Origin of the sequence: Marivirga atlantica, assembly GCF_016734805.1 — a bacterium.
GTDB classification, from domain to species: domain Bacteria; phylum Bacteroidota; class Bacteroidia; order Cytophagales; family Cyclobacteriaceae; genus Marivirga; species Marivirga atlantica.
The window spans coordinates 43,623-66,564 of the sequence record NZ_JAERQG010000003.1 but is presented as its reverse complement, the minus strand read 5'-3'; the positions used below and the strand labels follow the sequence as shown (position 1 = coordinate 66,564).

22 protein-coding genes and 1 other RNA gene are annotated in these 22,942 nt (G+C 38.4%); 4 read left to right on the top strand and 19 right to left on the bottom strand.

Annotation, left to right across the window (positions count from 1 at the left end):
* Positions 1 to 327: 327 nt before the first annotated feature.
* The 13 genes from JKP34_RS12000 to mnmE all read right to left on the bottom strand — a co-directional run bounded on the left by JKP34_RS12000 (position 328) and on the right by mnmE (position 12,795).
* Entirely contained in the window at positions 328 to 819 is a 492-nt protein-coding gene (locus JKP34_RS12000) for a hypothetical protein (protein ID WP_236664990.1), read from the bottom strand.
* The gene (locus JKP34_RS11995) at positions 819 to 1,529 is read right to left on the bottom strand and encodes a DUF3800 domain-containing protein (RefSeq protein ID WP_201921665.1); all 711 of its coding nucleotides are present in this window, start codon (positions 1,527 to 1,529) and stop codon (positions 819 to 821) included. The genes JKP34_RS12000 and JKP34_RS11995 overlap by 1 nt, the downstream gene beginning before the upstream one ends.
* 12 nt (positions 1,530 to 1,541) lie before the next feature.
* Positions 1,542 to 2,780, bottom strand: a complete 1,239-nt coding sequence (locus JKP34_RS11990; RefSeq protein WP_201921662.1) for a restriction endonuclease subunit S — start codon at positions 2,778 to 2,780, stop codon at positions 1,542 to 1,544.
* Position 2,781: 1 nt separating this feature from the next.
* Positions 2,782 to 4,311: a type I restriction-modification system subunit M gene (locus JKP34_RS11985; protein ID WP_201921658.1), complete on the bottom strand. Its 1,530-nt coding sequence runs from the start codon at positions 4,309 to 4,311 to the stop codon at positions 2,782 to 2,784.
* Positions 4,301 to 4,873 (bottom strand): restriction endonuclease subunit S, encoded by a 573-nt coding sequence (locus JKP34_RS11980; protein ID WP_201921656.1) that lies wholly within the window; start codon positions 4,871 to 4,873, stop codon positions 4,301 to 4,303. Before JKP34_RS11980 ends, JKP34_RS11985 begins: the two co-directional genes overlap by 11 nt.
* Positions 4,874 to 5,088: 215 nt before the next feature.
* Positions 5,089 to 6,990: a DUF3987 domain-containing protein gene (locus JKP34_RS11975; RefSeq protein ID WP_201921653.1), complete on the bottom strand. Its 1,902-nt coding sequence runs from the start codon at positions 6,988 to 6,990 to the stop codon at positions 5,089 to 5,091.
* Positions 6,991 to 6,993: 3 nt separating this feature from the next.
* Positions 6,994 to 7,914 carry a BT4734/BF3469 family protein gene (locus JKP34_RS11970; protein WP_201921650.1) on the bottom strand — a complete coding sequence of 307 codons (921 nt, stop codon included), beginning with the start codon at positions 7,912 to 7,914 and terminating at the stop codon, positions 6,994 to 6,996.
* Positions 7,901 to 8,197 carry a helix-turn-helix domain-containing protein gene (locus tag JKP34_RS11965; RefSeq protein WP_100626897.1) on the bottom strand — a complete coding sequence of 99 codons (297 nt, stop codon included), beginning with the start codon at positions 8,195 to 8,197 and terminating at the stop codon, positions 7,901 to 7,903. The genes JKP34_RS11970 and JKP34_RS11965 overlap by 14 nt, the downstream gene beginning before the upstream one ends.
* Positions 8,194 to 8,493 (bottom strand): helix-turn-helix domain-containing protein, encoded by a 300-nt coding sequence (locus tag JKP34_RS11960; protein ID WP_014022282.1) that lies wholly within the window; start codon positions 8,491 to 8,493, stop codon positions 8,194 to 8,196. Before JKP34_RS11960 ends, JKP34_RS11965 begins: the two co-directional genes overlap by 4 nt.
* Before the next feature lie 231 nt (positions 8,494 to 8,724).
* The gene (locus JKP34_RS11955; RefSeq protein WP_014022281.1) at positions 8,725 to 9,741 is read right to left on the bottom strand and encodes a hypothetical protein; all 1,017 of its coding nucleotides are present in this window, start codon (positions 9,739 to 9,741) and stop codon (positions 8,725 to 8,727) included.
* Positions 9,738 to 10,832 (bottom strand): site-specific integrase, encoded by a 1,095-nt coding sequence (locus tag JKP34_RS11950; protein ID WP_014022280.1) that lies wholly within the window; start codon positions 10,830 to 10,832, stop codon positions 9,738 to 9,740. Before JKP34_RS11950 ends, JKP34_RS11955 begins: the two co-directional genes overlap by 4 nt.
* Positions 10,829 to 11,113, bottom strand: a complete 285-nt coding sequence (locus JKP34_RS11945) for a helix-turn-helix domain-containing protein (protein ID WP_245986460.1) — start codon at positions 11,111 to 11,113, stop codon at positions 10,829 to 10,831. Before JKP34_RS11945 ends, JKP34_RS11950 begins: the two co-directional genes overlap by 4 nt.
* A 311-nt stretch (positions 11,114 to 11,424) precedes the next feature.
* Positions 11,425 to 12,795 carry a tRNA uridine-5-carboxymethylaminomethyl(34) synthesis GTPase MnmE gene (mnmE, locus tag JKP34_RS11940; RefSeq protein WP_201921647.1) on the bottom strand — a complete coding sequence of 457 codons (1,371 nt, stop codon included), beginning with the start codon at positions 12,793 to 12,795 and terminating at the stop codon, positions 11,425 to 11,427.
* 193 nt (positions 12,796 to 12,988) lie between these two features.
* On the opposite strand from mnmE, the gene JKP34_RS11935 reads away from it, so the two are divergent.
* The 4 genes from JKP34_RS11935 to JKP34_RS18320 all read left to right on the top strand — a co-directional run bounded on the left by JKP34_RS11935 (position 12,989) and on the right by JKP34_RS18320 (position 17,583).
* Complete coding sequence (locus tag JKP34_RS11935) at positions 12,989 to 15,352, top strand: TonB-dependent receptor (protein WP_201921644.1); 2,364 nt, start codon at positions 12,989 to 12,991, stop codon at positions 15,350 to 15,352.
* Positions 15,342 to 16,283 carry a DUF4249 domain-containing protein gene (locus JKP34_RS11930; RefSeq protein ID WP_201921642.1) on the top strand — a complete coding sequence of 314 codons (942 nt, stop codon included), beginning with the start codon at positions 15,342 to 15,344 and terminating at the stop codon, positions 16,281 to 16,283. The genes JKP34_RS11935 and JKP34_RS11930 overlap by 11 nt, the downstream gene beginning before the upstream one ends.
* A gap of 77 nt (positions 16,284 to 16,360) precedes the next feature.
* On the top strand, positions 16,361 to 17,293 hold the full coding sequence (locus JKP34_RS11925) for an NADP-dependent oxidoreductase (protein ID WP_201921639.1): 933 nt from the start codon (positions 16,361 to 16,363) through the stop codon (positions 17,291 to 17,293).
* A 158-nt stretch (positions 17,294 to 17,451) separates the two neighbouring features.
* The gene (locus JKP34_RS18320) at positions 17,452 to 17,583 is read left to right on the top strand and encodes a hypothetical protein (protein WP_262895663.1); all 132 of its coding nucleotides are present in this window, start codon (positions 17,452 to 17,454) and stop codon (positions 17,581 to 17,583) included.
* Between the two features lie 13 nt (positions 17,584 to 17,596).
* On the opposite strand, the gene JKP34_RS11920 is transcribed toward JKP34_RS18320, so the two are convergent.
* The 6 genes from JKP34_RS11920 to JKP34_RS11895 all read right to left on the bottom strand — a co-directional run bounded on the left by JKP34_RS11920 (position 17,597) and on the right by JKP34_RS11895 (position 22,932).
* Positions 17,597 to 18,751 carry a sigma-54-dependent transcriptional regulator gene (locus JKP34_RS11920; RefSeq protein WP_201921635.1) on the bottom strand — a complete coding sequence of 385 codons (1,155 nt, stop codon included), beginning with the start codon at positions 18,749 to 18,751 and terminating at the stop codon, positions 17,597 to 17,599.
* A gap of 15 nt (positions 18,752 to 18,766) precedes the next feature.
* Positions 18,767 to 19,171: RNase P RNA component class A (gene rnpB, locus JKP34_RS11915), an RNA gene on the bottom strand.
* Positions 19,172 to 19,242: 71 nt separating this feature from the next.
* The gene (locus tag JKP34_RS11910) at positions 19,243 to 19,641 is read right to left on the bottom strand and encodes a hypothetical protein (protein ID WP_201921632.1); all 399 of its coding nucleotides are present in this window, start codon (positions 19,639 to 19,641) and stop codon (positions 19,243 to 19,245) included.
* Positions 19,642 to 19,724: 83 nt separating this feature from the next.
* A complete protein-coding gene (locus tag JKP34_RS11905) occupies positions 19,725 to 20,699 on the bottom strand; it encodes a Smr/MutS family protein (protein WP_201921629.1) in 975 nt (324 codons plus the stop codon).
* A gap of 22 nt (positions 20,700 to 20,721) precedes the next feature.
* Positions 20,722 to 21,507: a DUF2279 domain-containing protein gene (locus tag JKP34_RS11900; RefSeq protein WP_201921626.1), complete on the bottom strand. Its 786-nt coding sequence runs from the start codon at positions 21,505 to 21,507 to the stop codon at positions 20,722 to 20,724.
* 126 nt (positions 21,508 to 21,633) lie between these two features.
* A complete protein-coding gene (locus tag JKP34_RS11895; RefSeq protein ID WP_201921623.1) occupies positions 21,634 to 22,932 on the bottom strand; it encodes a cryptochrome/photolyase family protein in 1,299 nt (432 codons plus the stop codon).
* Between the last annotated feature and the right edge of the window lie 10 nt (positions 22,933 to 22,942).

The window sequence follows — 22,942 nt, the reverse complement described above, 5'->3', positions numbered from 1 at the left end:
TTGGTAAGGAATCTACAAAGGTTTCTAACGCTGAACCGAGTAATCAGCGTTAAGATATTAGGATCGGGGTGTCCCCGTTCGGCATGAAGCCAGGCACTAAGCTTGGCTTTTTGTTTGAGAAATAAAGCGGTCAAAGAAGGTGAGTAAACATCTTGATAATCAGTATGATAGGTGTTAGTTACAAACTTATTGTTGCTTATCTCGTAAATATTTACGACATTTGTATTGTCATTACCCAAAGGGTAAAGGACTTGGCAAGTGACATTGTTCACTCGATCGCAGTGCCTAAAGTTGCGTGCCTCACTTACGAAGTGGGGTTTTTTTATGTCAATTTCTGTACTCATCATACCACTTTTTGAATTTATACCTTTCCAGATTATCTACTGAAAAAGAGGTTATTAACAGAATGTCAGGCTGAATTTCCCTGATTATTATGATGAAGGATTTTTCCTGATACCAATAAAAATGTTGGTTCTCCCCTTTATCATTTATCTTTTCAAAATACTTTATTCTGACATCACTGGCGTTCAATAAAACTGGACGAATCCAATGCACTTTGTTTGCCCTATCCCTGTCAAAATTTCTTTTACCCGATATTTTACTTTCTCTTGTAATGATATGCTCGAAAGCCTGTGCCTTACCTCTGCAAACAGGATGTTTTGACCTGTTGCTGTTATATTTTAGTGTTTTGCCATTAAGTACAATTGGGTTCCTGGCAATGTCATTGAGAAAAATTCCGTACATCTGATACAATTGATCAGGCGTTGGCTCATCAAAGCCTAAGTCATCAAACAAGTCTTCTAAATCATCCAGCTCCATTATGACTTAGATTTAGGTTGATGATCGAATATGTTAAACTTCTCTTCCCAAGGTTCTGTACCCTCGTTCAGTAAATAACCTGACTTTTCTTCCAGATAGGCAATCACTTCATTTTTAACAGAAGAGGCTCCTTCCTTTTCATGTTCCTTTCTTGACTTATAAGTTATAGCGCCAATGAATAGATCAGTAAGCTGTAGAAATTCATTTTCGTCTGAACGTATATGCTGAAAATGGATAAAGGGTGATTCGCCATAATACTTGTTCTCAAATACTGTTTTGATTTGAGACAACCGTTCTTTGCCTCTGGTGTCCTTGATGTCCATATACACCTTGTAATCATTGCCATTAGGAGGATTGGTGGACGAATTAAGCAGGAAGTAAACCAACTTGTAATAAAAGCTGTCATGGTCACCTTTATTGAAAGCTGCATGATCTAATTTTCCTTTGTATTTGACCAATATGCACCTGAATTGAACAGGTGAATCAAAAAAGAAATCTATGAGTTCTTTGTACAACTCTATACGTGAGTTAGAAAGCTTGTTCCACTTTACTTCAGTTGGGGCATTGTGTTTTAGCTTTATGGATTTAATGCCTTCTTTGAGGTTGTCATAATCCTCTGCATTTATCTTAGTATATCCAATGCACATCACCGGAAACCCATCATGTTCCAGATGGCAGCTTTCATCAATGTATAGATTTTTTGTACTCATAGTCTCCGGTTTTTATTCATTCGTTTTAACTCTTATTTCTCCCGTCAATAGCTTTTGCATTAAGCCTTTCTTTTGCTCTTTAAGGGTAGTTAATTGTTTCTGATGCAGCTTCAACTCTTTATCTGCTTCTGAAAGCACAGCGGTTATTGCTTCTTGTTCTTCAAGGGATGGAATAGTTAGTTTTAGACCAAAGAAATCATGTATTCCAATATTCAAAAGACCGTGAGCACGTCCACCTTCTTGAGCAATTTTCATTAACGGGCGAATCATCAAACCAGCTTCAAAAAAGTGATTCATAAAATCTGAATTGACATCTTTATTTAATGCAAAACAGATATAGAGAGTGGTTACAACTGCTTTTTCAAAGTCTTCTAACCTTTTAAAAGCTCCCATTGGATAACCATTTGAATAACTCTTGTTGTAAGCAAATTCACCTCTATGGATGAGGTAGTAATTTGTTAGAGTTTCGCTTGCAACCCTCTTTGTGAAAAAGTCTTCTTGAAGAACAAGACCCCTTTGAGCCGATATGGTTACTACCGTATCATCTAACTCATCATTTTTTCTTGTGATCCTTTCAGCTATATCCTTTAAAGTAACTTCTTCCCATTCACCTTCAAATCCCTTCAACCGTTTCTTCCCGGTCAGCAATTGTTGAGCAAGCCCTTTATTACGGATTTTGAGTTCATCAATTAGCTTCTGGGTAGTGGAAATGGCTTGATCCCAGGTGCTGAGGATTACGGCTATTTTTTTTCGTTCATCACTTGGAGGGAAAGGGAAATGAAATTTCTTAAAGTCACTTCCATTGATGGAATTAATAGTTGCACCTAAGTTCCTATGGATTTGACTTTTGTATAAATCAGTATTGAATAGGTGAGTAAGAAACTGATTATGCTCACTTCTATAGAGAGCCATAAAAGCACCGAAAGCCATTCCTTCTGCTTTTTCGGTAATAAGTGCATTCTTACCTATTAATGATTTGCTTCCATTTCTGACACAAATTAAGATGTCGCCCTCTTCCACAGGATAAAACTTTAAAGATGTTGTATCAACAAAGACATTATCATCAAATTCGAGATAGCCATTGTTAATATTAGAAGATCTAAGCACAAGTGTACCTTGCTCATCAATATTGTCTGGAGAATAGGTTAATCCAGAAAGTAGGTTACCGATTTCGCCTAATTCAACGAACTCCCAATCAGAAGGGATAAAGTCAGGGTTTTTATGCCGTATTAATTCTCTTACCTTTACCATGCTAATAACCTAATATCTTTAAGTAAGTATCCATTTGATCTTCCACAGTTGCCAACTCCTTTTTTAGATCGATGATATTGTTTTGTGTTGCGGGAATATCCACCTCCGCTTCTTCTTCGAATGTGTCTACATAGCGAGGAATATTCAGGTTGTACTCGTTTTCCTCCACTTCCTTGAGAGTAGCACGGTAGGCAAACCTATCTTCCAATACTTCGCCTTCTTCGGTGGTCAATGGATTGGCTTCCTGAAAGGCTCGATACGTATTGACAATTTTGTCAATGTCCTTATCACGTAGGCGGTTTTGGTTAGTGCCTGATTCGTAACCTTGGCTGGCATCTATAAACAATACATCTTTGTTGTCACCCTTGGCACGATTGAACAGCATGATCGTGGCAGGTATGCCTGTACCAAAGAAGAGGTTGGCAGGTAGACCAATGACCGCTTCCAGTAGGTTTTCTTCAATGAGTTGTTGCCTGATTTTGCCTTCACTGCTTCCTCTGAAAAGCACTCCATGAGGGAGTATGACACCTACACGACCTGTATCGTGGTAGGTAGACTCGATCATGTGAGAGATAAAAGCGTAATCACCTTTGCTTTTGGGTGGTACACCTCTATGGAATCGGGTAAACTGGTCAGATATGGCATTGTCTGCTCCCCATTTATCCAATGAAAAAGGAGGATTTGCCCCTACAATGTTTCCTTTAAGCAAGCTGTCATCTTCCAGCAGCTTAGGATTGTTGAGTGTGTCGCCCCATTCTATGGTAGCATCATCGATCTCATGCAGGAACATGTTCATACGAGCCAATGCCCAAGTGCTTCCGTTGATTTCCTGACCGTAAAGTGAGAAGTTCTTGCTACCTACTTGTTTGGATAGTTTGATCAGCAAAGAACCTGAACCACAAGTTGGGTCTATGATCCTGTCACCAGGTTGAGGGTTTAAGAGTTTGGCTAATAACTTAGAAACCTGAGCAGGGGTGTAAAATTCTCCCGCTTTCTTTCCTGCATCACTAGCAAATTTTTCAATCAAGTACTCATAAGCATCACCTATCACGTCATTGTCCTCTAAGTGCGATGGCTGTAAGTCCAGAGCAGAGAAATCAACCAAAAGGTTTTTGAGTCTTCTGTTACGGTCTTTGGTTTGCCCGAGGTTGGCTTCTGAGTTGAAATCAATGTTTCGGAACACTCGCTCCAACTTGCTGCGGTTGGCATCTTCCATGCTTTCCAAAGCGGTATTGATTAACTCGCCTACATTCGCAGCATTTCGGTTTTCAAAGAGGTAATCAAACGTGCATGTTTCTGGCAATTGAAAACGCTCGTTTCTCAGTGCTCTTTCTACTCGTACCGCATCATCATTGTATTTCTTGGCATAGAAGTCCTTTTTATCCTTCCATACATCAGATACATACTTTACGAAAAGCATGGTCAGGATATAATCCTTGTATTGTGAGGGGTCAATGACACCTCTAAAAGTGTCACAGGCTTTCCAGACAATGTTGTTGATTTCGCTTTGGGTAATCGGTTTATTGCTCATGCTTCTGATAAATTAAGTTTTTAATGACTGCCTGATAGACTTTTTGTTTTTCCGCAATAATCTGTCGGGACAAGTCCATTTCTTTATAGTGTAATTGCTTTATGGCAATTGCTTTTTCTTGTAGTTCCAATGAGGGGATTTGGATAGTAAAGGCTTCTAATTCCGACTTACGAATAGATGGAATAGAGCTTCCAGCTCCCAATGTTTGAAAGTGTGACTGTGTTTGGGGCATATTAAATAAGGTAGTGAGGAACTCCGGTATAACTTTCGATCTGTCCACTTTGATAACAAAGAAGATAGAAGAGGCCATTGCAGGGCCATAGTTTCTATGGTACGTCCAGGCAAAATTCCTCATTCCTTTGCCCACTAATAGAATATCACCTTCTTCTAAAAGATGCGTTTCATTCTTCTGGTCAATCTGAATAAAAGTATCGATCTTATCTGTTTGATTGCCCCAATCATCAAAATGCTTCACCTGTAGATAGGCAGCATTGCCGTTCTCGGTTGGCTTGGTGTATAAACCAAATTGAAGTTGTGCAATATCACTGAGTTTTACTCTCATCTATTTGTAGAATCTTTCAAATACTTAACAAAGGTAAGAAAAAGATAATTAAAAGCAATTAAATATCTTTGTAGAGTTATTCAAATTATATTTGTGTGTGTTTTGACACTTTAAGGATTTTAAGGAAATAGAGGATACCAAGGATTAACTTTCCTTAGTATGACCACAAGAGATTGATTTTATAGGTGTGGTCGAATCTTCGGAAGAAAAGCCTATCAGGCTTGTTCTTCCTTGATTTCCTTAACTTCCTCATTTTCCTCAATCGAGGTATTTATGTAGTTGTCCTGAGACTCACGATGAATCAGCCCTGATTTACAGAAGTCAGTGATATAGCCCTCTGCCGTTTTGTGGGGAATACTCAAAGCTGCTGCCACTTCCAAGTACTTCTGACGGTTGAAGTGTTTGGGTAGCTTATGCAAGAATTTCTCTTTCCTATTTAATCGAGTGGGTTTCTGAACGTCCTCTGGGAGTTCCGCAAATACTTTACTCGAATGCTTTACTAACACTTTTACCATAGCAAGCGAAGCTTGAAAGTCTCTTTCTTCACAAATCATCTTGGATGATGTTTCACCTGTTTGACAGCCATGTGTTAATATTTCCCCAGTGGAGCTGTCGAATGCCCCAATATCTTTATCATATTGAATGTGGGGCATTTCCATGATCCGCAAAGCGGAGAATATCATGCAGAAACGATAGGCAATCAGTCCCAATCTTCGGATGGTAGCCATATAGTCGATTCCCTGAATACTCATGTACTTTTCCTGTATCTGACCAAAGAACTGATTGAACTGGTCTTGCTGGTCAGCGGTGAGAAAGAATTGAACATCCTGTCCAGCTTTCAACGAACTATAAAGGCTAAAGAACTCATTTCCTAACGCATCAAAATAGTCGTCTAATCCATTTGTAGTTTGCGAAGCAAATACATTTTTCCACACTGGACGAACATTCATATAATAGAAGATGAAGCGGCTGAATAAGCCGTTTTCTGCATTCGGAATAAGTGCGGCTACCTGCTTGGGTGTACCTGAAAGGACAGTAGAAAGACAAGGGCTTTCTATGTCCACATATTCACGGTCTGTCCTGCGATAGTAGGAAATAGTCTCATGGTGAAAGGCTTTTCTAAAGCCGTCACTATAGTTGCCGTAATCGCTCTTAAATGCATGTGCAAGTGTGTCACCCTCAGTTTCAAATATCAATCCTTTACCATCACTATCTCCCAATAATTGATAAGCTCCAGTAGAGCTGTTGTTAGCAGGGATAAAGAGCATCTTTTCTGGTGGCTTGTCAGGTTTCTCAATGCCTTCAACTTTACCTTTATTGGCATTGTATTCAGCCAATTCCAGTTCATAATGTTGCTTGTGGAGTTTTGCCTGTTCCCGAAACTCCTTGTGAACTGGATTCACTAATTGCCTACAGTGTACCAAACGTCCTTTCCCTGCGGATGCCTGGGCGGTAATGAATAGAAACAGATTGGCGTAGACACGCTTTCCATCATAGATGCCTGATACTTTGGGTAAACAGGCACTAATAGCCACTAAGGAGCCAAGGAGTAAAATATCCCTTTCCTCATTGGAGGTGGCTATCTGTATTACCTTTTGCAAAAACTCAGGAAGTTCAGGAAACAAGGAATTTGGGAATGTTGGCATTAAATCCGGTTCTTTTTTGTTTTCTGCCTGAGTGTTGAGATTCTTGCTTTGGTATTCAGACTTGCTTGCAGGGCTGTAGTCCTGTCGTTCCTGCTTTGGTGTAGCCAAAGGAATGCCCGCTTGTTTGGCATGAAAAAAGAAGGTTTTCAGGGAAACTCCCTGACCTCTTGCCTTCATGCAATTATCGAACTGCTTGTCGCATTCCTGTATGGAATACTCAGGGTGAAATTGACTTACACGGTGGAACAGGTTTCTGCCTGTCTCACCAAACTCGTCTGCAAAGGCAAAACCGATATTTACCCAATCGCTGTAAGCGGAGGTAACATCTATTTGGTTGGACTCAATTCCCTGTATGATTAGTTCAACTTCTTCGAGTTGTGTACTTGTATTGTAATCGCTTTGCTCTGTAACTTTTACTTGTTGGTCTGGCTTATCAAGCCATTCCAGCGGATTGAATGTTTTTCGCTCCATAACCTATATGTATTTAGGGTTGATGAATATGTCTTTGTCGTGGGGCAGGAAACATGCTCTGGAAATGTCCTTTCCTGATTGGTCTACTTCAATCTGGTAGGTGTGGGAAACGTAGTTTGCCACTGCCTTGAAATAGTCCTGGTGTTTTGCCTGTGTCAAGTCGATTGGTATTACCCATTTCAACCCATCACCTGAAGGAGATAAAAACAGTAGCTCCGTTTCAAAATAGTGGTCGCTGAGTAATGAATCCTTGAGTGAAGGAATGTTCTCAATGTGGTCAAAATCGATTGTGAGCAAACCTGAATGTCTTTGGAGGTTAGCATCATTCCGCTTAGAGAATGACCCGGAGAAGGTCACATAATCGAAGTTTTGAGCCTTATACTTTCGTGCATCCTTTGGCTCGGAGATATTGCGAAGTGTACTTGTACACGAAGCAAAATCATTGCCTTTGATGAGATGGTACACCTCTATCAAGGAGACTTGGCGACTTGGGATTGTGTTGGTAACGGGCTTGTTGAAATAGCTGAAAACTGGCGGAGCTGGTTTGACTATTTCAGGAAGAGCAACCGCAGGTTGCGTTTCCGCTTGGTGATAAAACCCTCTTTCCTTTCCAATTCTCAGGTATAGTTCTTCATTGATCTTATCAAGAAGGGCTTGCCCTTCGAGGCTGAAATGCAATGAAGCAAAATCAAAGATATTGCCCTGTGCAATGGCTTCTTCTGTATCTGTGTGTGTAGCAATGCCGTCAACTACTTTAACCATCAATGTGGGCTTGTCCGCATTGAAAGGATTCTTAGCAGGTTTGCAGTCCCGTCCCGAAAGGGATAGGACTGTTTCACCCTGATAGTAGTGGCGTAATACATGGGCATAGATATTCAAGCCGTAATGTGTCTTTCTCAAAATGGCTTCTCTACTGATCTCCATAATGCTTTGATTTTGAAGGTGAGTAGTTGGATTCCAGTAAAGCTTCCATATCAGAAACTTTGTAATAGAACTTGCCATTGATTCGGCTGTAGGGAAGAACCCCACTATCCCGAAGGGATTGAAGGGTTCTTTTGCTAATGTGCAGCGTTTGCATCACTACCTGACCATCAATCCATTCGTCACTGAATTGCTCCAATCGTGACTTATGGAAATTGAGGAGGTATGCTTTGATTGTTTTTATGTCTTGAGCTACTGTCAAGAGCATATCGAAAACCTCTGTCATAGCTTTACCCTCCCTTTTTTGATTAGGTAATCCGCAGCTCTGCGGTCTATTTCTTCCTGAGTAGAATTGCGGTTGCGAAGCAACCAGCTTTCTAACTCCGTTCTCTTGAAATAGAGCTTCTTTCCGTTTGGCTTGTAGTGTGGAATATTACCTCCACTTGTCAACTTGTATAAGTGTGACTGTGAAAGCTCCAAGTACTGGCAAGCCTCATTGAAGTTTAAAACTTCTTTCGTGTAAATCCCCTGGCTCTCAATTAGGCGTTGGAGATTTTCAAGACGTTCAATTATTTCGTCCATCTTAAATCGTATTAAGAATTAATGAATGGACTCTTGGCCAAAAGTCATATCCGATTGTCGAATACGATGCTAAAGTAGGAGGCTAAAAGGGGCGTTATGAGGCTCTAAAGCATGGTGCAGTGTAGAGTGCAGAGTGCAGAGTGGGCTGTAAAAATTGATAGTCCACTTTTAAGGTAAAAGAGGACTAAACAAAAACAGAAAAAAGATAAAAGGAGTATAGTGCAGAGTGGACTATATCAGGTGCGAAACTGCCTTTTCTATTTTATCTCCTGTCAGGTTCGGTCTTTTTAAAGACCTGAACTTTGACCTGTCAAAGGAATTCCCATCAGTATCAACGAAGCATAGGCAAGTCACTTCCCATTGCTTTTGCTTTAGATCATCCACCAACTTATGTTCTGAGTATATCAGCTTAATGAAATAGAATAGCTCGCTGATATTTCCTGTCCATTCTATAGGTGTTTTGATTTCACCTCCTGAGAATACCTTTTTGAAGTTGAGTAGGGTTGTGGATTTGCTAATGAAATGATTCAGCTTTAGGCTATCCCATAAATCGGTCAATTTATCTGGGTTGGTGTTTAGCTGCTTGTAGGTAAATGAATGAAATGAATTTGCCGTTGCTGCGGTTTCCGTTTTGGCTGCTGGTAATGGTTTGGATTCAACTTCAATTACTTGAACTGGTTTCAAGAAATGTTTGTCCGGGACAGGTTCTAAAAGTAGTTGGCTGTAAAAGTCCTCCAGTATGAATTGATCTTCTATCCAAGTGCTGAAAGCATTTTGGATTTCTAAGTAAAGCTGCATGTATGCAAGCTTTAGAAGCTGTAAGATGAATGTGTTTGCCTTGTGAGTTTGGTCTAATTCAAAGGATGTTTTTTTAGGATCTATGTACGTCAGTGCATAGTCCTTTTCTTTAATGAGCTTTCCAAGGTCTTTTAAACGTGTTTTAATCCGCTTGTTAAGTGTGTCTTCAAGCCAATACTTGATTAAGTTTTCGTTGTTGTCCTCCTTGATCAGCTCGACAAGCCTGACACATTCTGATTTGACATTATTCAATATTAGTTTGGAATAGTACTTTGTTTTGTGATCGAATGGCCTGTGAAAGCTGATTTCATATTTGAATTGAAAATCTGTGGAGGCTTCCTTTACGCTACTGAGTTTGGAAGCATACTTTTGATCAAGGCTGTTTTTTCCTAACCAAGGGCGAAGCTCTTGGTACAGGATGTCGTCAAGTAATTTGGTTTGATTGCTCATAGGTCAAGTTTGATTTTGTTGGCTGCTTCCTGTTTCTTTTCATCTATGATTTTGGCATAGACTTGGGTGGTCTTCAATTCCTTATGGCCTAAGAGCTTTGAGACTGTGTAAATATCAGTTCCTGCCGTAAGCTGCAAAGTGGCATAGGTATGACGGGCACAATGGAAAGTGATGGTTTTGGAGATACCAGCTTTCATCATCCATTGTTGCAATTTCAGGTTATGCCATGCAGAGTATTTCAATCCTTTGAATACTCGCTCTTCTGGAGCTTGCCTTTCACCGAGCAAGCCAAAGGCTTGTTCTGAAATAGGGAGGGTTTCTGCTCCCTTGGTTTTCTTTTGTCTGAATCGGATGTAATACCCGTTATCATTTGAGTGCTGCACCTCTGACCAGAGTAGCTTATTAATATCTGACCACCTCAGACCTGTAAGGCATGAAAATATGAATGCCGTTTTCATCTGAGGTATTTCACATTCCGTATTGGCTGCTGCTTGCAGTTCCTCCAAAGTCAGAAATTCTCTTTCAGGTTCACCTTGTTTAAAGGCGTCAACCCCTTCACTTGGGTTGGTAGGTAGAATACCGTCTTTCACTGCTTGCTTTAAAGCTGCTCGCAGCTTGTTAAAGTAGGAGTACTTAGAATTTTGAGATAGTTTCTGGTCACCATGTGCAATAGCCTTCTTATCAAGGTAGTATTTGAAATCCTGAATAAACTGTCGGTCAATATCTGAGAAGGAAACCTCATAGGAACAGAAAGCCTTTAGATGTTTCAGCATACTTGTCCAATTGCCGTAATTGCCAGGACTGTCTTGTCTCTGGTTAGCCAGTAGCTCAATGTATGCAAGGAAGCTGCCTTTCAATTTCTCATTATCTCTGAATCCATAAACACCGTTTTGGATTTCGATTTGTCGCTGTGCTCTGATAGTCTCAGCTAATTGAAGGGTCTTTTTGTTGACTTCCTTTTCCTCTTTGGTCTTTGCATTGGGAGAAAGGTATAATTTGAGGTATTCGGTTTTCCTTTTCCCTTTGTGGTAGTAGTCTAGGTATAGACTGGTCTTGCCACCTTGATTGCGTTTTCTTAGTGTTACTTTCATGCCTGAAACAGTTTTTCGATTTCTTCTCTCTTAATGATGGTACGGCTACCAATTTTCGCAGCTTGAATTTTTCCGTTCTTGATCTGACGGTACAGAGTCATTCTACTTGCTCCAAGTAGTTTGCAGGTTTCGGCAATACTTAGAAAGTCTTTGTCTTTGACTTGTTCCTGATTGTATTCCTGTTTCTGTACCGCAGTAGGGGCAATCTCCTGTACCTTCTGATCTCTCTTGCGTTTCTTGTAGGCACGCTTGGCACAGTTATCACCACAAAATTTGGTCACAGTAGTCTTGGCGATAAACTCAGTACCGCAATGCTGACAGATTTTGGGAACTCGAATGTTGCTGCTCATGGTGTTTCCTTTTTGGGCTTGTTTCTGTATCAGAGTGTATCCCTTTGTATCAGGATGTATCTGTATGTAACATTATCTCGCCTCTATCTTAAAAATCTGTTGCTAACAACAAATATTGATTGTTCAGCAACAAATTAGAAACGAAAGATAGGAAAAAATAGGAAAATTAGCAACAAGTAAAGGAAGTAAAAACAGTCTAATAGCAAGTAAAAGAAGGGTTTAGCGTACTATTCGAAAAGTAATTACTTTCCGATACAAAACTTACTAAAGATATTGGCTAAAAGGTCATCTGTAGTGATCTCACCAGTAATCTCACCCAGGTAATGTAAAGCTTGTCTGATGTCCATTGCTAGGAAGTCTCCGGTAACATCGCTATTGAGTCCTTCCATTACCGCTTGTAACGCATTTTGCGTTTGTATCAGGTTGTCGTAATGTCTTATGTTGGTTACAACTGTATCACCTGTTTTGAAGTTGTCAAGATTTACAGTTTCTACCAGCTTCTCTTTAAGTAGCTCAAGGTTTTCTTTATTAACAGCTGAAATAAATAGGGTAGTATCATCCTTTTTCATGGCTTCATAAAGCTCAGCTTGTACCTCATCCACTTTATTGCCTACCTTGATGAATGGAATGCCAAGGTTCTCGAGCATATTGATTTCTCTGTTAACCTCAACAATATTGTCATTCTTCAAATCGAACATATAAATGATGAGTGAGGCTTGTTTCATCTTTTCCCTGGTACGCTCCACGCCAATTGCTTCTACTTTATCTTCAGTATCACGTAAACCTGCGGTATCAATAAATCTGAAAACTACGCCTTCAAGATTAATCTCATCTTCAATAAAGTCGCGCGTTGTGCCTGCTACATCGGATACAATGGCTTTTTCCTCATTCAGTAAGGCATTTAATAGAGTAGATTTACCGGCATTAGGCTTTCCAGCTATTACGGTAGGCACACCATTTTTAATCACATTACCCAAATCAAAACTATTGGCCAATATTTTTATGACGGATAATAGTTTGTCAACTAAATTCTTCAGGTCACTTCTATCAGCAAACTCAACATCTTCCTCACCAAAATCCAGCTCCAGCTCAATCATAGAAGCGAAATGAATAAGTTCTTGTCTTAGCTGTTTAATTTGCTCTGAGAAACCGCCTCGCATCTGGTTCATAGCTGCTTTATGGGCGGCTTCTGTATCGGCATTAATTAAGTCGGCAACTGCTTCGGCTTGTGCTAAATCAAATTTCCCATTCAGGAAGGCACGCTGTGTAAATTCTCCTGCTTTGGCCAGGCGAGCACCTCTTCTTAAAAAAAGTTTAATCAGCTGTTGTACTATAAATGGTGAACCGTGGCAGCTTACTTCCACAACATTTTCTTTAGTAAAGGAGTGAGGAGCTATAAATACGGTAGCCAATACTTCATCTAAAATTTTAGAGCCATCTCTAATTGTACCAAAATGCGCTGTATGACTTTGTTGCGATAGTAGGTTTTTTCCATGGAAAACGGAATTAACCAAATTAATAGCATCATCTCCTGAAAGTCTGATGACGGCTATAGCACCAACGCCTGGCGCAGTAGAAAGGGCAACAATTGTGTCTGAAACGGGATTTTTCATCTGGCAAATTTCACGATTATTTACTGATAATAAAACCTAAATATTTTTTAGTCAAAAAAGTTAAGAGCTACTCAATTTAAATTATTTAGTTACGTTTGTAGATTGTTTTTTATAGGCTTCCAACCTTATTAAATAGTTCTGGGTCTAAGAAATAACTTAAAAAAATCAATCTTAAAAACTACCATTTCGAACCATGACAAAAAGAATAGGGCTAGTGACCCTTTTACTACTACTATTTTGGCAAGTTAAAGCTCAACATCAACTTAATGGTTATGTGAGAGATGCCAAATCTGGTGAGGCTCTTATTGGCGCTAATATCTGGCAACCATCCGCTCAGCATGGCACCACCACTAATCAATTCGGGTATTATAGTCTAAGCTTAAAGGGTGACACCGCTACTGTTCAGGTCTCTTATGTAGGTTATAAAACTGAAAAGGCCTTTTTAAAACTAAACGCTGACAGCACTTTAAATTTTAGGCTTTCAATGGCCGATGAGTTGGAAGAGGTTACCGTAAAAGGAACCAGACCAGGTGTTGAGCTTACTAAGATGAGTTCAATGACCATTAAGTCTCAGGAGATTAAAAATATTCCTGCACTTTTAGGTGAGGTAGATGTGCTGAAGGCTATTCAGTTGATGCCCGGTGTGCAATCAGGTAGTGAAGGAAGCAGTGGTATTTATGTACGCGGTGGAGGACCTGATCAGAATCTGATTCTGATGGATGGAGTTCCCGTTTATAATGCCTCTCATTTATTCGGTTTTTTCTCTGTATTCAATGCCGATGCTATTAACAATGTTGAAGTAATCAAAGGAGGCTTTCCGGCTAGATATGGAGGCAGACTTTCTTCCGTGATTGACATCAACATGAAAGAAGGTAATATGAATAATTGGCAGGCAGATGGAGGTATCGGACTTATTTCTTCTAAGCTTTCGGTTGAAGGACCCATCATAAAAGATAAAGCCTCCATCATACTTTCTGGTAGAAGGACTTATATCGATTTGTTAGCCAGACCACTCATTAAAATGAGTACTGATTCTGATGTTGATCTGGGTTATTTCTTTTATGACTTTAATGGAAAAGCGAATTATATCATCAGCGATAAAGATAGGGTATATGTTAGTGCTTATACCGGAACGGACAAATTCTATGCTTTAGATAAAAGTGGTAGAGATGTTTCAGGTAATGATTATTGGGAAGATGAATCAGGTATATATTGGGGTAATGTTACTACCGCAGCAAGATGGAATCATTTAATCAATAACAAGCTGTTTCTAAATACGACTGCAACTTTTAGCAAATACGGTTTCAATATTTTTAATGATTCATATAGTAGAACTGTAGAAACTGATACAACCTACGAGTATGATTTCTATGCAGCCTATAATTCAGGTATAAGGGATTATTCTATTCGGGCAGATTTTGATTACTTCCCTAATAATAGACATGCCATCAAATTCGGAACACAATATATTTACCATATTTTTCAACCAGAGGCCTTTAATGTAGATGAAGGACTTTATGAAGAAGCTGATTTGCCCGATGTAAAACCCGTTTATGGAAATGAGTATATGTTCTTTGTTGAAGACGATTACACGTTAAATGATAAGATTAAACTTAATGTAGGCCTCAATGCATCAGCCTTTTATGTGAATAAAAAGCTTTACACTTCTCTTCAGCCACGGTTAAGCGCGAGGTATTTATTTAATCAGAGTCTTTCAGTGAAGGCCAGTTATGCCGAAATGTCTCAGTTCTTGCATTTGTTGACTAATTCCGGCATTGGTTTGCCAACTGATTTATGGGTGCCGGCAACTGATAACATTAAGCCACAGCGTAGTCGGCAAGTTGCTGTTGGTATACATAAATCGCTTCAAGATGATAAGTATGAATTAAGCTCAGAAGCATACTACAAAACCATGGATAACCTGATTGAGTATCGTGAAGGAGCTAACTTTCTGGAGGTATCAAACGACTGGGAATCAAAGGTTACCTCAGGTAGAGGTTGGGCTTATGGAGCAGAATTCTTGGCACGAAAAAACACTGGTAAAGTTACCGGCTGGGTAGGTTACACGCTTTCATGGAATAACAGACAATTTGATGAATTAAACTTTGGTAAAATATATCCTTACAAATATGACAGAAGACATGATTTAAGTGTTGTGTTGAATTTTAAATTCAGTGATAAATTTGAAATGAATACCACCTGGGTATACGGTACCGGAAATGCCATCACTATCCCTACAGCAATATATCCCCAACTGAGTCCAGAAGGGTATGATAACTATGGTTATTATGAAGAAGTCTATCAGTATAGCGATAGAAATGCTTACCGCATGCCTGCTTACCATAGAGCAGATATAGGTTTCAGTTGGCACAAAGAGAAAAAATGGGGTGAAAGAATCTGGAGTTTGGGCGTATATAATGCTTATAATAGACAGAACCCATTTTTTATACAGACCTACACGAAAGATGATGGTTCAACTGGTTTTGAGCAGTTAAGCATTTTCCAATTTATCCCTTCAATTAGTTATAGTTTTAAAGTAAGACCTAATGCAAACTAAAAATATTTTTTATCTGGTTGGCTTAATGTTATTGGTAACATCCTGTTTTAAAGATGTTACAATTGATGTTGATGAGCAGGAAAGCGTACTCGTATTAAATGGCTGGCTCAAAGCTGGTGAAACCCCTAAAGTAAGTGTGTTTGCCAGTAAACCAATTCTTCAAAAGGGTGAAATAAGACAAATTAATACGGCAGTGGTCAATCTTTATGAAAATGATCAGTTAGTTGGCCTAATGACAAGAAACGAGCAATCTTACTATACTTTAGATGGTTTAACTATAAAGCCTGGTTATAAGTATGAAATTACTGTTGAGTATCCTTCTTATCCGGATTTAGAGGCATCAGTAACTGTTCCATTAATGTTAAATCCTGATGAAATAACCATTGAACACAGAACCAAGCAAGTGAATGATGGTTATGGTACTTATTCGGAAAGTGAGATTTCATTACAATTTAAGGATGAAAAGACTTCTGAAGATTATTATGGTTTAGCTGTTTCATCTTACGATCTTTATTATGATAAAGAGTATGGGGAGGATACCGTTTACAATAGTTATACCTACGGAGGTTTAGAAAGCGCGGACCCAACTGTTGATGAGATTTACTATAACTATAATTCGATGATAGGTATCCGAGATGACCTTTTTAATGGCGAAAGTTATAGCAATGTCTTTAGATCATACAATGACCTCCGTTACTACGAGTATGAAGACGAATATTCATATACCAAAAGTGGCTCATCTGTAGTCTTTTATCAATTCAGTGAGGCTTTATATAAATACTTATTAAGCCTGGAAAACAATCGTTATCCTGAAGCATTTGTAGAACCAAGTCAGGTATATTCTAATGTAAAGGGTGGCTATGGCATATTAGGAGCCTCCACCGAGCTTAATATTGAGATTGATGAAGAACGCAATGATTTTTATTATTAAGGTCTTGTAATTTTTCTGAACACTGGTTTCTGCTCTCTGTTGTCTTATTAAACTTTCATATTAAATAGAAAAAGGACATGCGGGCAGCAGTATTAAAAGAATACGGAGAAAAATTAATCATTGAAGAAAGAGAAAAGCCAAGCCCCAAGGAGGGCGAAGTTTTGGTTAAAATAAAGGCAAGTGGCATAAACCCTGTTGATCAGAAACTATCATTAGGTTATATGAAGGACAGAATGCCTTCTGAATTTCCTATAGTATTAGGTTGGGATATGGCTGGCGTTGTAGAAGAAAATGGGCACAGTGCCAGAAGATTTAGAGTAGGAGAAGAAGTTTATGCCTACGCCAGAAGACCCTTATTACATGCTGGAACATTTGCTGAGTATATAGCACTTCCAGAAAGTTATTTATCAAAAAAGCCCGTAAATATCAGTTTTGAAGAAGCCTCAGGTGTGCCGTTGGCAGGTTTAACGGCTTATCAATCATTATTTGATGCGGGTAAATTGAAGGCCGATGAAGCTATTTTAATCTTAGGAGCATCTGGAGGTGTAGGTACTTTTGCTGTACAATTAGCTAAGTATCATGGCAGCAAGGTTATTGCCGTGGCAAGTAAAAAGAATCATGATTATTTGACTGAACTAGGAGCCGATTACTGTATTGATTATAAAGATAATAGAGTAGAAGAGGCCCTAAAAGAAATAAGCTCAACAGGCGTTGATATGGTTTTTGATGCAGTTGGAGGTGATAGCACGAAGATTGGTGAAAAGTGTTTAAAAGAGAATGGTCGTATAGTCTCTATAGCTAGACAGGGTGATACGCTTGAAGAGTCTACCAACTTCACTTTTGTGTTTGTAGAGCCAAATTCAAGAGAATTGGATCATATGCGCGAAATCATTGAGGCTGGTAATATTAAGATACCAGTGCAAAAAAACTACAAGCTAGAAGAGGTTAATGAAGCTTTTGATCAAATAGATACAGGCCACACACAAGGTAAAATTGTAATAAGCTTATAGTTAAGCAACAAGTAAATCATTGCAGTTGGTATTTTGAATATGACTGCAATGATTTGCATGTTTTAAGGATTCTTTGTTAAATTTATTATGTTATAATTTTCAGTTTATAAATAATTGAGGTTATATTTGATTCATAAGTATTGAATAAAACGTTTGTCATGAAAAAAATTTTACTAATCGTTGTTGCAGGCTTATTTATTGGAGCATGTGCTCAAAAAACCTGTCCTACTTATGCATCTAACGATCTTAATGTAGATTCAGAGGGAGCCGAGATAGAGGCTACTATTTAAAAAAGCACACTGATTATTCAGTGTACTTCTTAACATCTTCGGCATTTATCTCATCACCTGATAAGATTACCAATCTTTCTACCACATTACGTAGCTCTCTAATGTTACCACTCCAGCTGTAGTTTTGAAGCTGTTTAAGAGCGTCTTTGTTAATAGACTTTTTCTTGCTGCCGTGTTCATCGGCAATATCTGATAAAAATTTATCTACCAATTCAGGGATGTCTTCTTTACGCTCCTTAAGAGGAGGGACAGTTATTTTTATCACACTTATTCTGTGATACAAATCTTCTCTGAATTCATTCTTCTCAATAGCTTCTTTGAGGTTTTTATTAGTGGCAGCAATAATCCTAACATCTACTTTGATGTCTTTATCACCACCAACTCTGGTGATTTTATTCTCTTGAAGTGCTCTCAATACTTTAGCCTGAGCTGCTAAAGGCATGTCTCCAATTTCATCAAGAAAAAGTGTGCCTCCGTTGGCTTGTTCAAATTTACCTATGCGTTGTTTTACAGCTGATGTAAAAGCCCCTTTTTCGTGACCAAATAGTTCACTTTCAATGAGCTCTGATGGAATGGCTGCACAGTTTACTTCAATCATGGCAGATTTAGCCCTTTCACTTTGTTCATGAATCTGACGGGCTACTAATTCTTTTCCAGTTCCATTTTCACCGTGTATTAACACACGGGCATCAGTTGGTGCTACCTTCTGAATGGTTTCCTTTACTTCACCTAAAGCAGGAGAGGAGCCGATCATCTGGTATTTTTTAGAGACCTTTTTGCGTAGCGTTTTTGTTTCTTTTACTAAGGAAGAATTATCCAATGCGTTTCTGACAGAAACTAATAGCCTATTTAAATCAGGTGGCTTAGAAATGAAATCGAAGGCTCCTTTTTTAGTGGCATCAACGGCAGTATCAATTGTGCCATGAGCAGAAATCATGATGAAAGGAACATCATATTCTTTTTCGAAAACAGCATTGAGTAACTCAAGCCCATCCATTTTAGGCATTTTAACATCGCAAAGCACTAAATCAAATTGTTGGTTTTCAATTTTCTTTAGCCCTTCTTCGCCATTCGATGCTTCCTCAATTTCGTATTTTTCATATTCAAGTATCTCTTTTAAGGTGTTTCTGATACTTGCTTCATCATCTACTAATAGAATTTTTGCCATTGGTATAAGGTTAAAAATAATTGCAAGCCTATAAGCCAGGTTCTGTATCCCTGATAATTATCAAGGCTCTTATCATTTATCTATGCAGCCTACCCCTTTTTACTTCACAGCCAAAACTGTGATTTAGTGCGAGTAACACTTATCCCGATAGCGATCGGGAGCAAAAATGTATGTGGCCTTACAACCCGCAAGGTTTACCTAGCTGCTGACGTTACCGCCAAACACGGTGCGCTCTTACCGCACCTTTTCACTATGACCCAGACGAAGTAAACTTGCCTGGGCTACTTGTTTTCTGTTGCACTTTCTGTTAATGATATAATCATCACCCTTGGTTTCCCAAGGTACGGCACTCTATGTTGCCCGGACTTTCCTTACTGTCCCGATAGCTATCGGGACCAGCACGATAAGACAGCTTGCAATTAAGATTTTAAATTAATTTCAACGTTGAATTTAACGCAATAAATTGACAAAAGGATTTTGAAACGGAAATATTAGTGAACGTCCTGTCCTGTTAGCTTATGCTCCCAGGCATCTGCTACAGTAGCTACCTCTTCAATAATACTTTTCAATACACTTTCTGTTGCTGTTTCAGCATAAGTAGCGGCTTCAACTCTTATAAAATCATCTATTAACACAAAACGTGCTGCTGTAAATGAAGAATTCGCTCTAATCAGATTTTCCAGATTTATTGATTCTGAATACTCGCAAACTTTTGAGGTAAATTCAATACTAGGTTTATTGGTAATCTCACTGTTTCTTTTGGTTCCTAATACAGCTTGGTATCTATTGCCGCCTAATGGGTAAATAATAACCGATTTGTTGGTATCATATTCCTGAAACTGACCACCAATTTCGTTTGCGTAAGATTCCATAAATTCGTTAAAATTCATAGCACGAGTATTTTTAGGTTATAAAAGTGATTGTAGTGGTATTGCTAAAAGTTAATAGTTTGGTATAAAATTAAGATAAAATTTTAATTTATCCTTACCAAAGTTGCTCCATAACCAAATTTTTCTTTCTGAGCGTCCTTAAAGAACTTGATATGGTCGCTTTGCGAAAGGTATTTATGGATTTTATTTCTGAGAATTCCGTTTCCCACGCCATGTATAAAAGTGATTTCATCTAAACCTGCTGCAATAGCTTGACTTAACTTTTGCTCAAAAGCGCGAAGCTGAATATCCAGAATTTCATTTTGCTTTATTTGATCTGCATCCGATCTTAAAGCTTCAATATGCAGATCCACTTCTGAGTCAATACTGATTCTTTTACCTTCCCTTTGAAAGCTTTGTTCTTTTTGAGCATACATGCCCTCTCTTAATTTATCAGCATCAATTACTTCTGGTTCAATGTTCTCTTTGCTGACAGAATTTAAAGGAATTAAATAGCCATTTTTATTGAGGCTGGTAATTGGTTTAAGTTCACCTTTAAAGTGCTTTGCTTTAATGCTGAGATTTATTTTTTCAGGCCTCTTAGCAATGCTCCAGCTATTGTTTTCTTCCAAAATTGTAATGGATAAGGTTGGCCAAGTATTTAGATGATTTAGATTTCTTTCAGTTATTTTTGTTCTATTACCCGCAAATATTTTCTCTGAAAGTATACTTTTCTCTTCGTGTTTATTATTCAATTCATTTACTAAAACCAGTGCATCGCTATTTTCTTGGTTTATTAAATAGATGCTGTGTAATTGATCATTCAATGGAATAATGGCAACATAATATCCTTTTTCAACACTCTTGGGTTTAGCTGTTTTTTTTGTCTCTACGGTGTTTCTTGGTTTATCAGAAAATGCAGTACTTTCATCAGCAGCAACAACCACTAATTCAGTCTCTAAAACAGGAATGCCAAAACCATCCTCAATTTCTACTTCTACCAGACCTCTGTCTAGCTTTTTAGTTACTATTCCTTCTTCTTTGCCGTGAAGCAACCTTACTTTATCTCCTACATTCATCTGTGTTAATATTTAATTCTTTTTAAAAATATATCGGGTGAAACTTCCAACCGAATTTGTTATACTCTAAAGTGGGTAGAGGTATTTTAATTAAATTCAGTGCGTAGTAAAGCACTTTTAACCACTTTTTGTCAGTGTTGAAACTGCTAAAGTCTATATCCAGACTCAGGTAATATTGCCGATATGAATCATATCCGTTCATTTCATTTTCATCTGGGTCTCCGTAAACCATACGATCTCCACCATAACCTAAACTAAAAGCTAAAAAATCTGGAAAGATGTTGTTTTTAGAAAAGATATTTAAGTTGGTGCTTAACCAATAAGTTTGTCCATTATAATCTTTTAACCATTGTTCTGAATAATTTTCACCAAGTACATTTGGTCTTAATTCTGAAAATGGGGATGGTGAAAAAGAATATTTTGGATGAATATATGCCTTTCCACATAATAGCTCCTGATAGGGGAGAAAGGCACCTATCGAATTTGCTAAGGCATCGCCCCAGGAAGCACCATAATCCGGTGAAAGACCATCAAAAACTTCTATAGTGAGCATCATAGTAGAGCTGCTGATTCCGGCCCATAAGTAAGCTTTTTCTTTTGATAGTCCTGCATTTTGAAAAAGCTTGGCATTCAAGCTGCTGACATGGTAAGCCGTATAGGCATGACCCATCTTATCAATTTGAAGCCATTGTTTATTATCATTATAAAAATGAAATGATTGACGATTGTCGCTGTCATACCAAATGTAACTTAAGCCTATAATGCTAGCTGCATAAACACCAGATTCAACCAAAATAAGTCTTTTCAACTTGGCACGATTAACGGAATCTTGGTGCTGAGCTGATATTGGATGGCTCAGGACAAAAACAATAAAAGATAAAAAGCACAAGCGTCCAATACTCATGAAACAAAGGTATTTATTAAAGCGCTACTTTTAGCTTTTCAAGGTAGATTTGTAGGTGTCCAGTGCCCTTTCACGTGCTTCTTTATGATCAACTATTGGTTCAGGGTACTTATCTGTGCCAAACTCAGGAACCCATTTTTTGATGTATTTTTTGTCTTTGTCAAACTTATCTGTCTGACTGTAAGGATTAAATATTCTGAAATAGGGTTGAGCATCTGTTCCTGAACCAGCGGCCCATTGCCAGCCACCATTATTACTTGCCAACTCATAATCTAAAAGCTTTTCGGCAAAGTAAGCTTCACCCCAGCGCCAGTCAATTAATAAATGCTTGGTGAGAAAGCTTGCCACTATCATGCGAACTCTATTGTGCATATACCCTGTATTATTGAGCTCTCTCATTCCTGCATCAACTATAGGGTATCCTGTTTTGCCCTCGCACCATTTTTTGAATTGCTCTTCATTGTTATTCCATGGTATGTTATCATATTCCTTTTTGAAAGAGCCGTTCTCTACATGAGGAAAGTTGGCTAAAATCATACTGTAGAAATCACGCCAGATCAGTTCGTTTAACCAGGTATCGTTTAAATTTTGAGCTCTTGAAACAGCCTCACGAATACTGATGGTACCAAAGCGCAAGTGTATTCCTAAGCGACTGGTACCATTCTTTGCAGGAAAGTTTCTGGTTTTGTCATACGTTTCGATGATATCTTCTTTGTATTTCTTTTTAGGAATATCAATTTCAGTTTCTTCAAAACCTATTTCGCCTAAAGCAGGGAGCTTAAATTTATTTTGATAGAAATACTCCTTATCCATTTTTACTTTATAAGGATGGATAAAGCCGGAGGCGAGTTTTTCTAACCACTTATTTTTATATGGCGTGAAAACTTTATAGGGCTCATTACTGCCGTTTAGTACTTCTTCCTTTTCGAAAATCACATGATCTTTAAAATCATAGAAACCAATGCCATGATGCTCACATATGTTAGAGATGTCTTCATCTCTATCTTTAGCATACTGTTCGTAGTCACGATTGGTATAGACAGCGTTGATGTCGAATTCATCAATTAGGGCTCGATAAACTTCATCAGGTTTACCATGTTTAACCAGCATGCTAGAGCCTATTTTATTGAGTTTCTCGTTCATATCTTTCAATTCAGAATGAATGAATTCAACACGAGCATCCTGCTTGTTTGGCAAATCGTTTAAAATATTCGTGTCAAAAATGAAAAGGGGGATGACAGGAATGCCGTCTTGTTGGGCATAATGGAGTCCTGTATTGTCGAAAAGGCGAAGATCTCTTCTAAACCAAAATATATTTACTTTACTCAATGTTTTTAGC

Bases quoted from the DNA above. Each gene is read 5' to 3' on its own strand.
- JKP34_RS11905 (WP_201921629.1), bottom strand. From the start codon at position 20,699: ATGAATGTAGGAGATAAAGTAAGGTTGCTTCACGGCAAAGAAGAAGGA.
- JKP34_RS11990 (WP_201921662.1), bottom strand. From the start codon at position 2,780: ATGGTAAAGGTAAGAGAATTAATACGGCATAAAAACCCTGACTTTATC.
- JKP34_RS11995 (WP_201921665.1), bottom strand. From the start codon at position 1,529: ATGAGTACAAAAAATCTATACATTGATGAAAGCTGCCATCTGGAACAT.
- JKP34_RS11955 (WP_014022281.1), bottom strand. From the start codon at position 9,741: ATGAGCAATCAAACCAAATTACTTGACGACATCCTGTACCAAGAGCTT.
- JKP34_RS18320 (WP_262895663.1), top strand. From the start codon at position 17,452: ATGAAAAAAATTTTACTAATCGTTGTTGCAGGCTTATTTATTGGAGCA.
- JKP34_RS11910 (WP_201921632.1), bottom strand. From the start codon at position 19,641: ATGAATTTTAACGAATTTATGGAATCTTACGCAAACGAAATTGGTGGT.
- JKP34_RS11960 (WP_014022282.1), bottom strand. From the start codon at position 8,493: ATGGACGAAATAATTGAACGTCTTGAAAATCTCCAACGCCTAATTGAG.
- JKP34_RS11925 (WP_201921639.1), top strand. From the start codon at position 16,361: ATGCGGGCAGCAGTATTAAAAGAATACGGAGAAAAATTAATCATTGAA.
- JKP34_RS11975 (WP_201921653.1), bottom strand. From the start codon at position 6,990: ATGGAGCGAAAAACATTCAATCCGCTGGAATGGCTTGATAAGCCAGAC.
- JKP34_RS11920 (WP_201921635.1), bottom strand. From the start codon at position 18,751: ATGGCAAAAATTCTATTAGTAGATGATGAAGCAAGTATCAGAAACACC.
- JKP34_RS11985 (WP_201921658.1), bottom strand. From the start codon at position 4,311: ATGAGCAATAAACCGATTACCCAAAGCGAAATCAACAACATTGTCTGG.
- JKP34_RS11935 (WP_201921644.1), top strand. From the start codon at position 12,989: ATGACAAAAAGAATAGGGCTAGTGACCCTTTTACTACTACTATTTTGG.
- mnmE (WP_201921647.1), bottom strand. From the start codon at position 12,795: ATGAAAAATCCCGTTTCAGACACAATTGTTGCCCTTTCTACTGCGCCA.
- JKP34_RS11970 (WP_201921650.1), bottom strand. From the start codon at position 7,914: ATGGAGATCAGTAGAGAAGCCATTTTGAGAAAGACACATTACGGCTTG.
- JKP34_RS12000 (WP_236664990.1), bottom strand. From the start codon at position 819: ATGGAGCTGGATGATTTAGAAGACTTGTTTGATGACTTAGGCTTTGAT.
- JKP34_RS11930 (WP_201921642.1), top strand. From the start codon at position 15,342: ATGCAAACTAAAAATATTTTTTATCTGGTTGGCTTAATGTTATTGGTA.
- JKP34_RS11950 (WP_014022280.1), bottom strand. From the start codon at position 10,832: ATGAAAGTAACACTAAGAAAACGCAATCAAGGTGGCAAGACCAGTCTA.
- JKP34_RS11965 (WP_100626897.1), bottom strand. From the start codon at position 8,197: ATGACAGAGGTTTTCGATATGCTCTTGACAGTAGCTCAAGACATAAAA.
- JKP34_RS11980 (WP_201921656.1), bottom strand. From the start codon at position 4,873: ATGAGAGTAAAACTCAGTGATATTGCACAACTTCAATTTGGTTTATAC.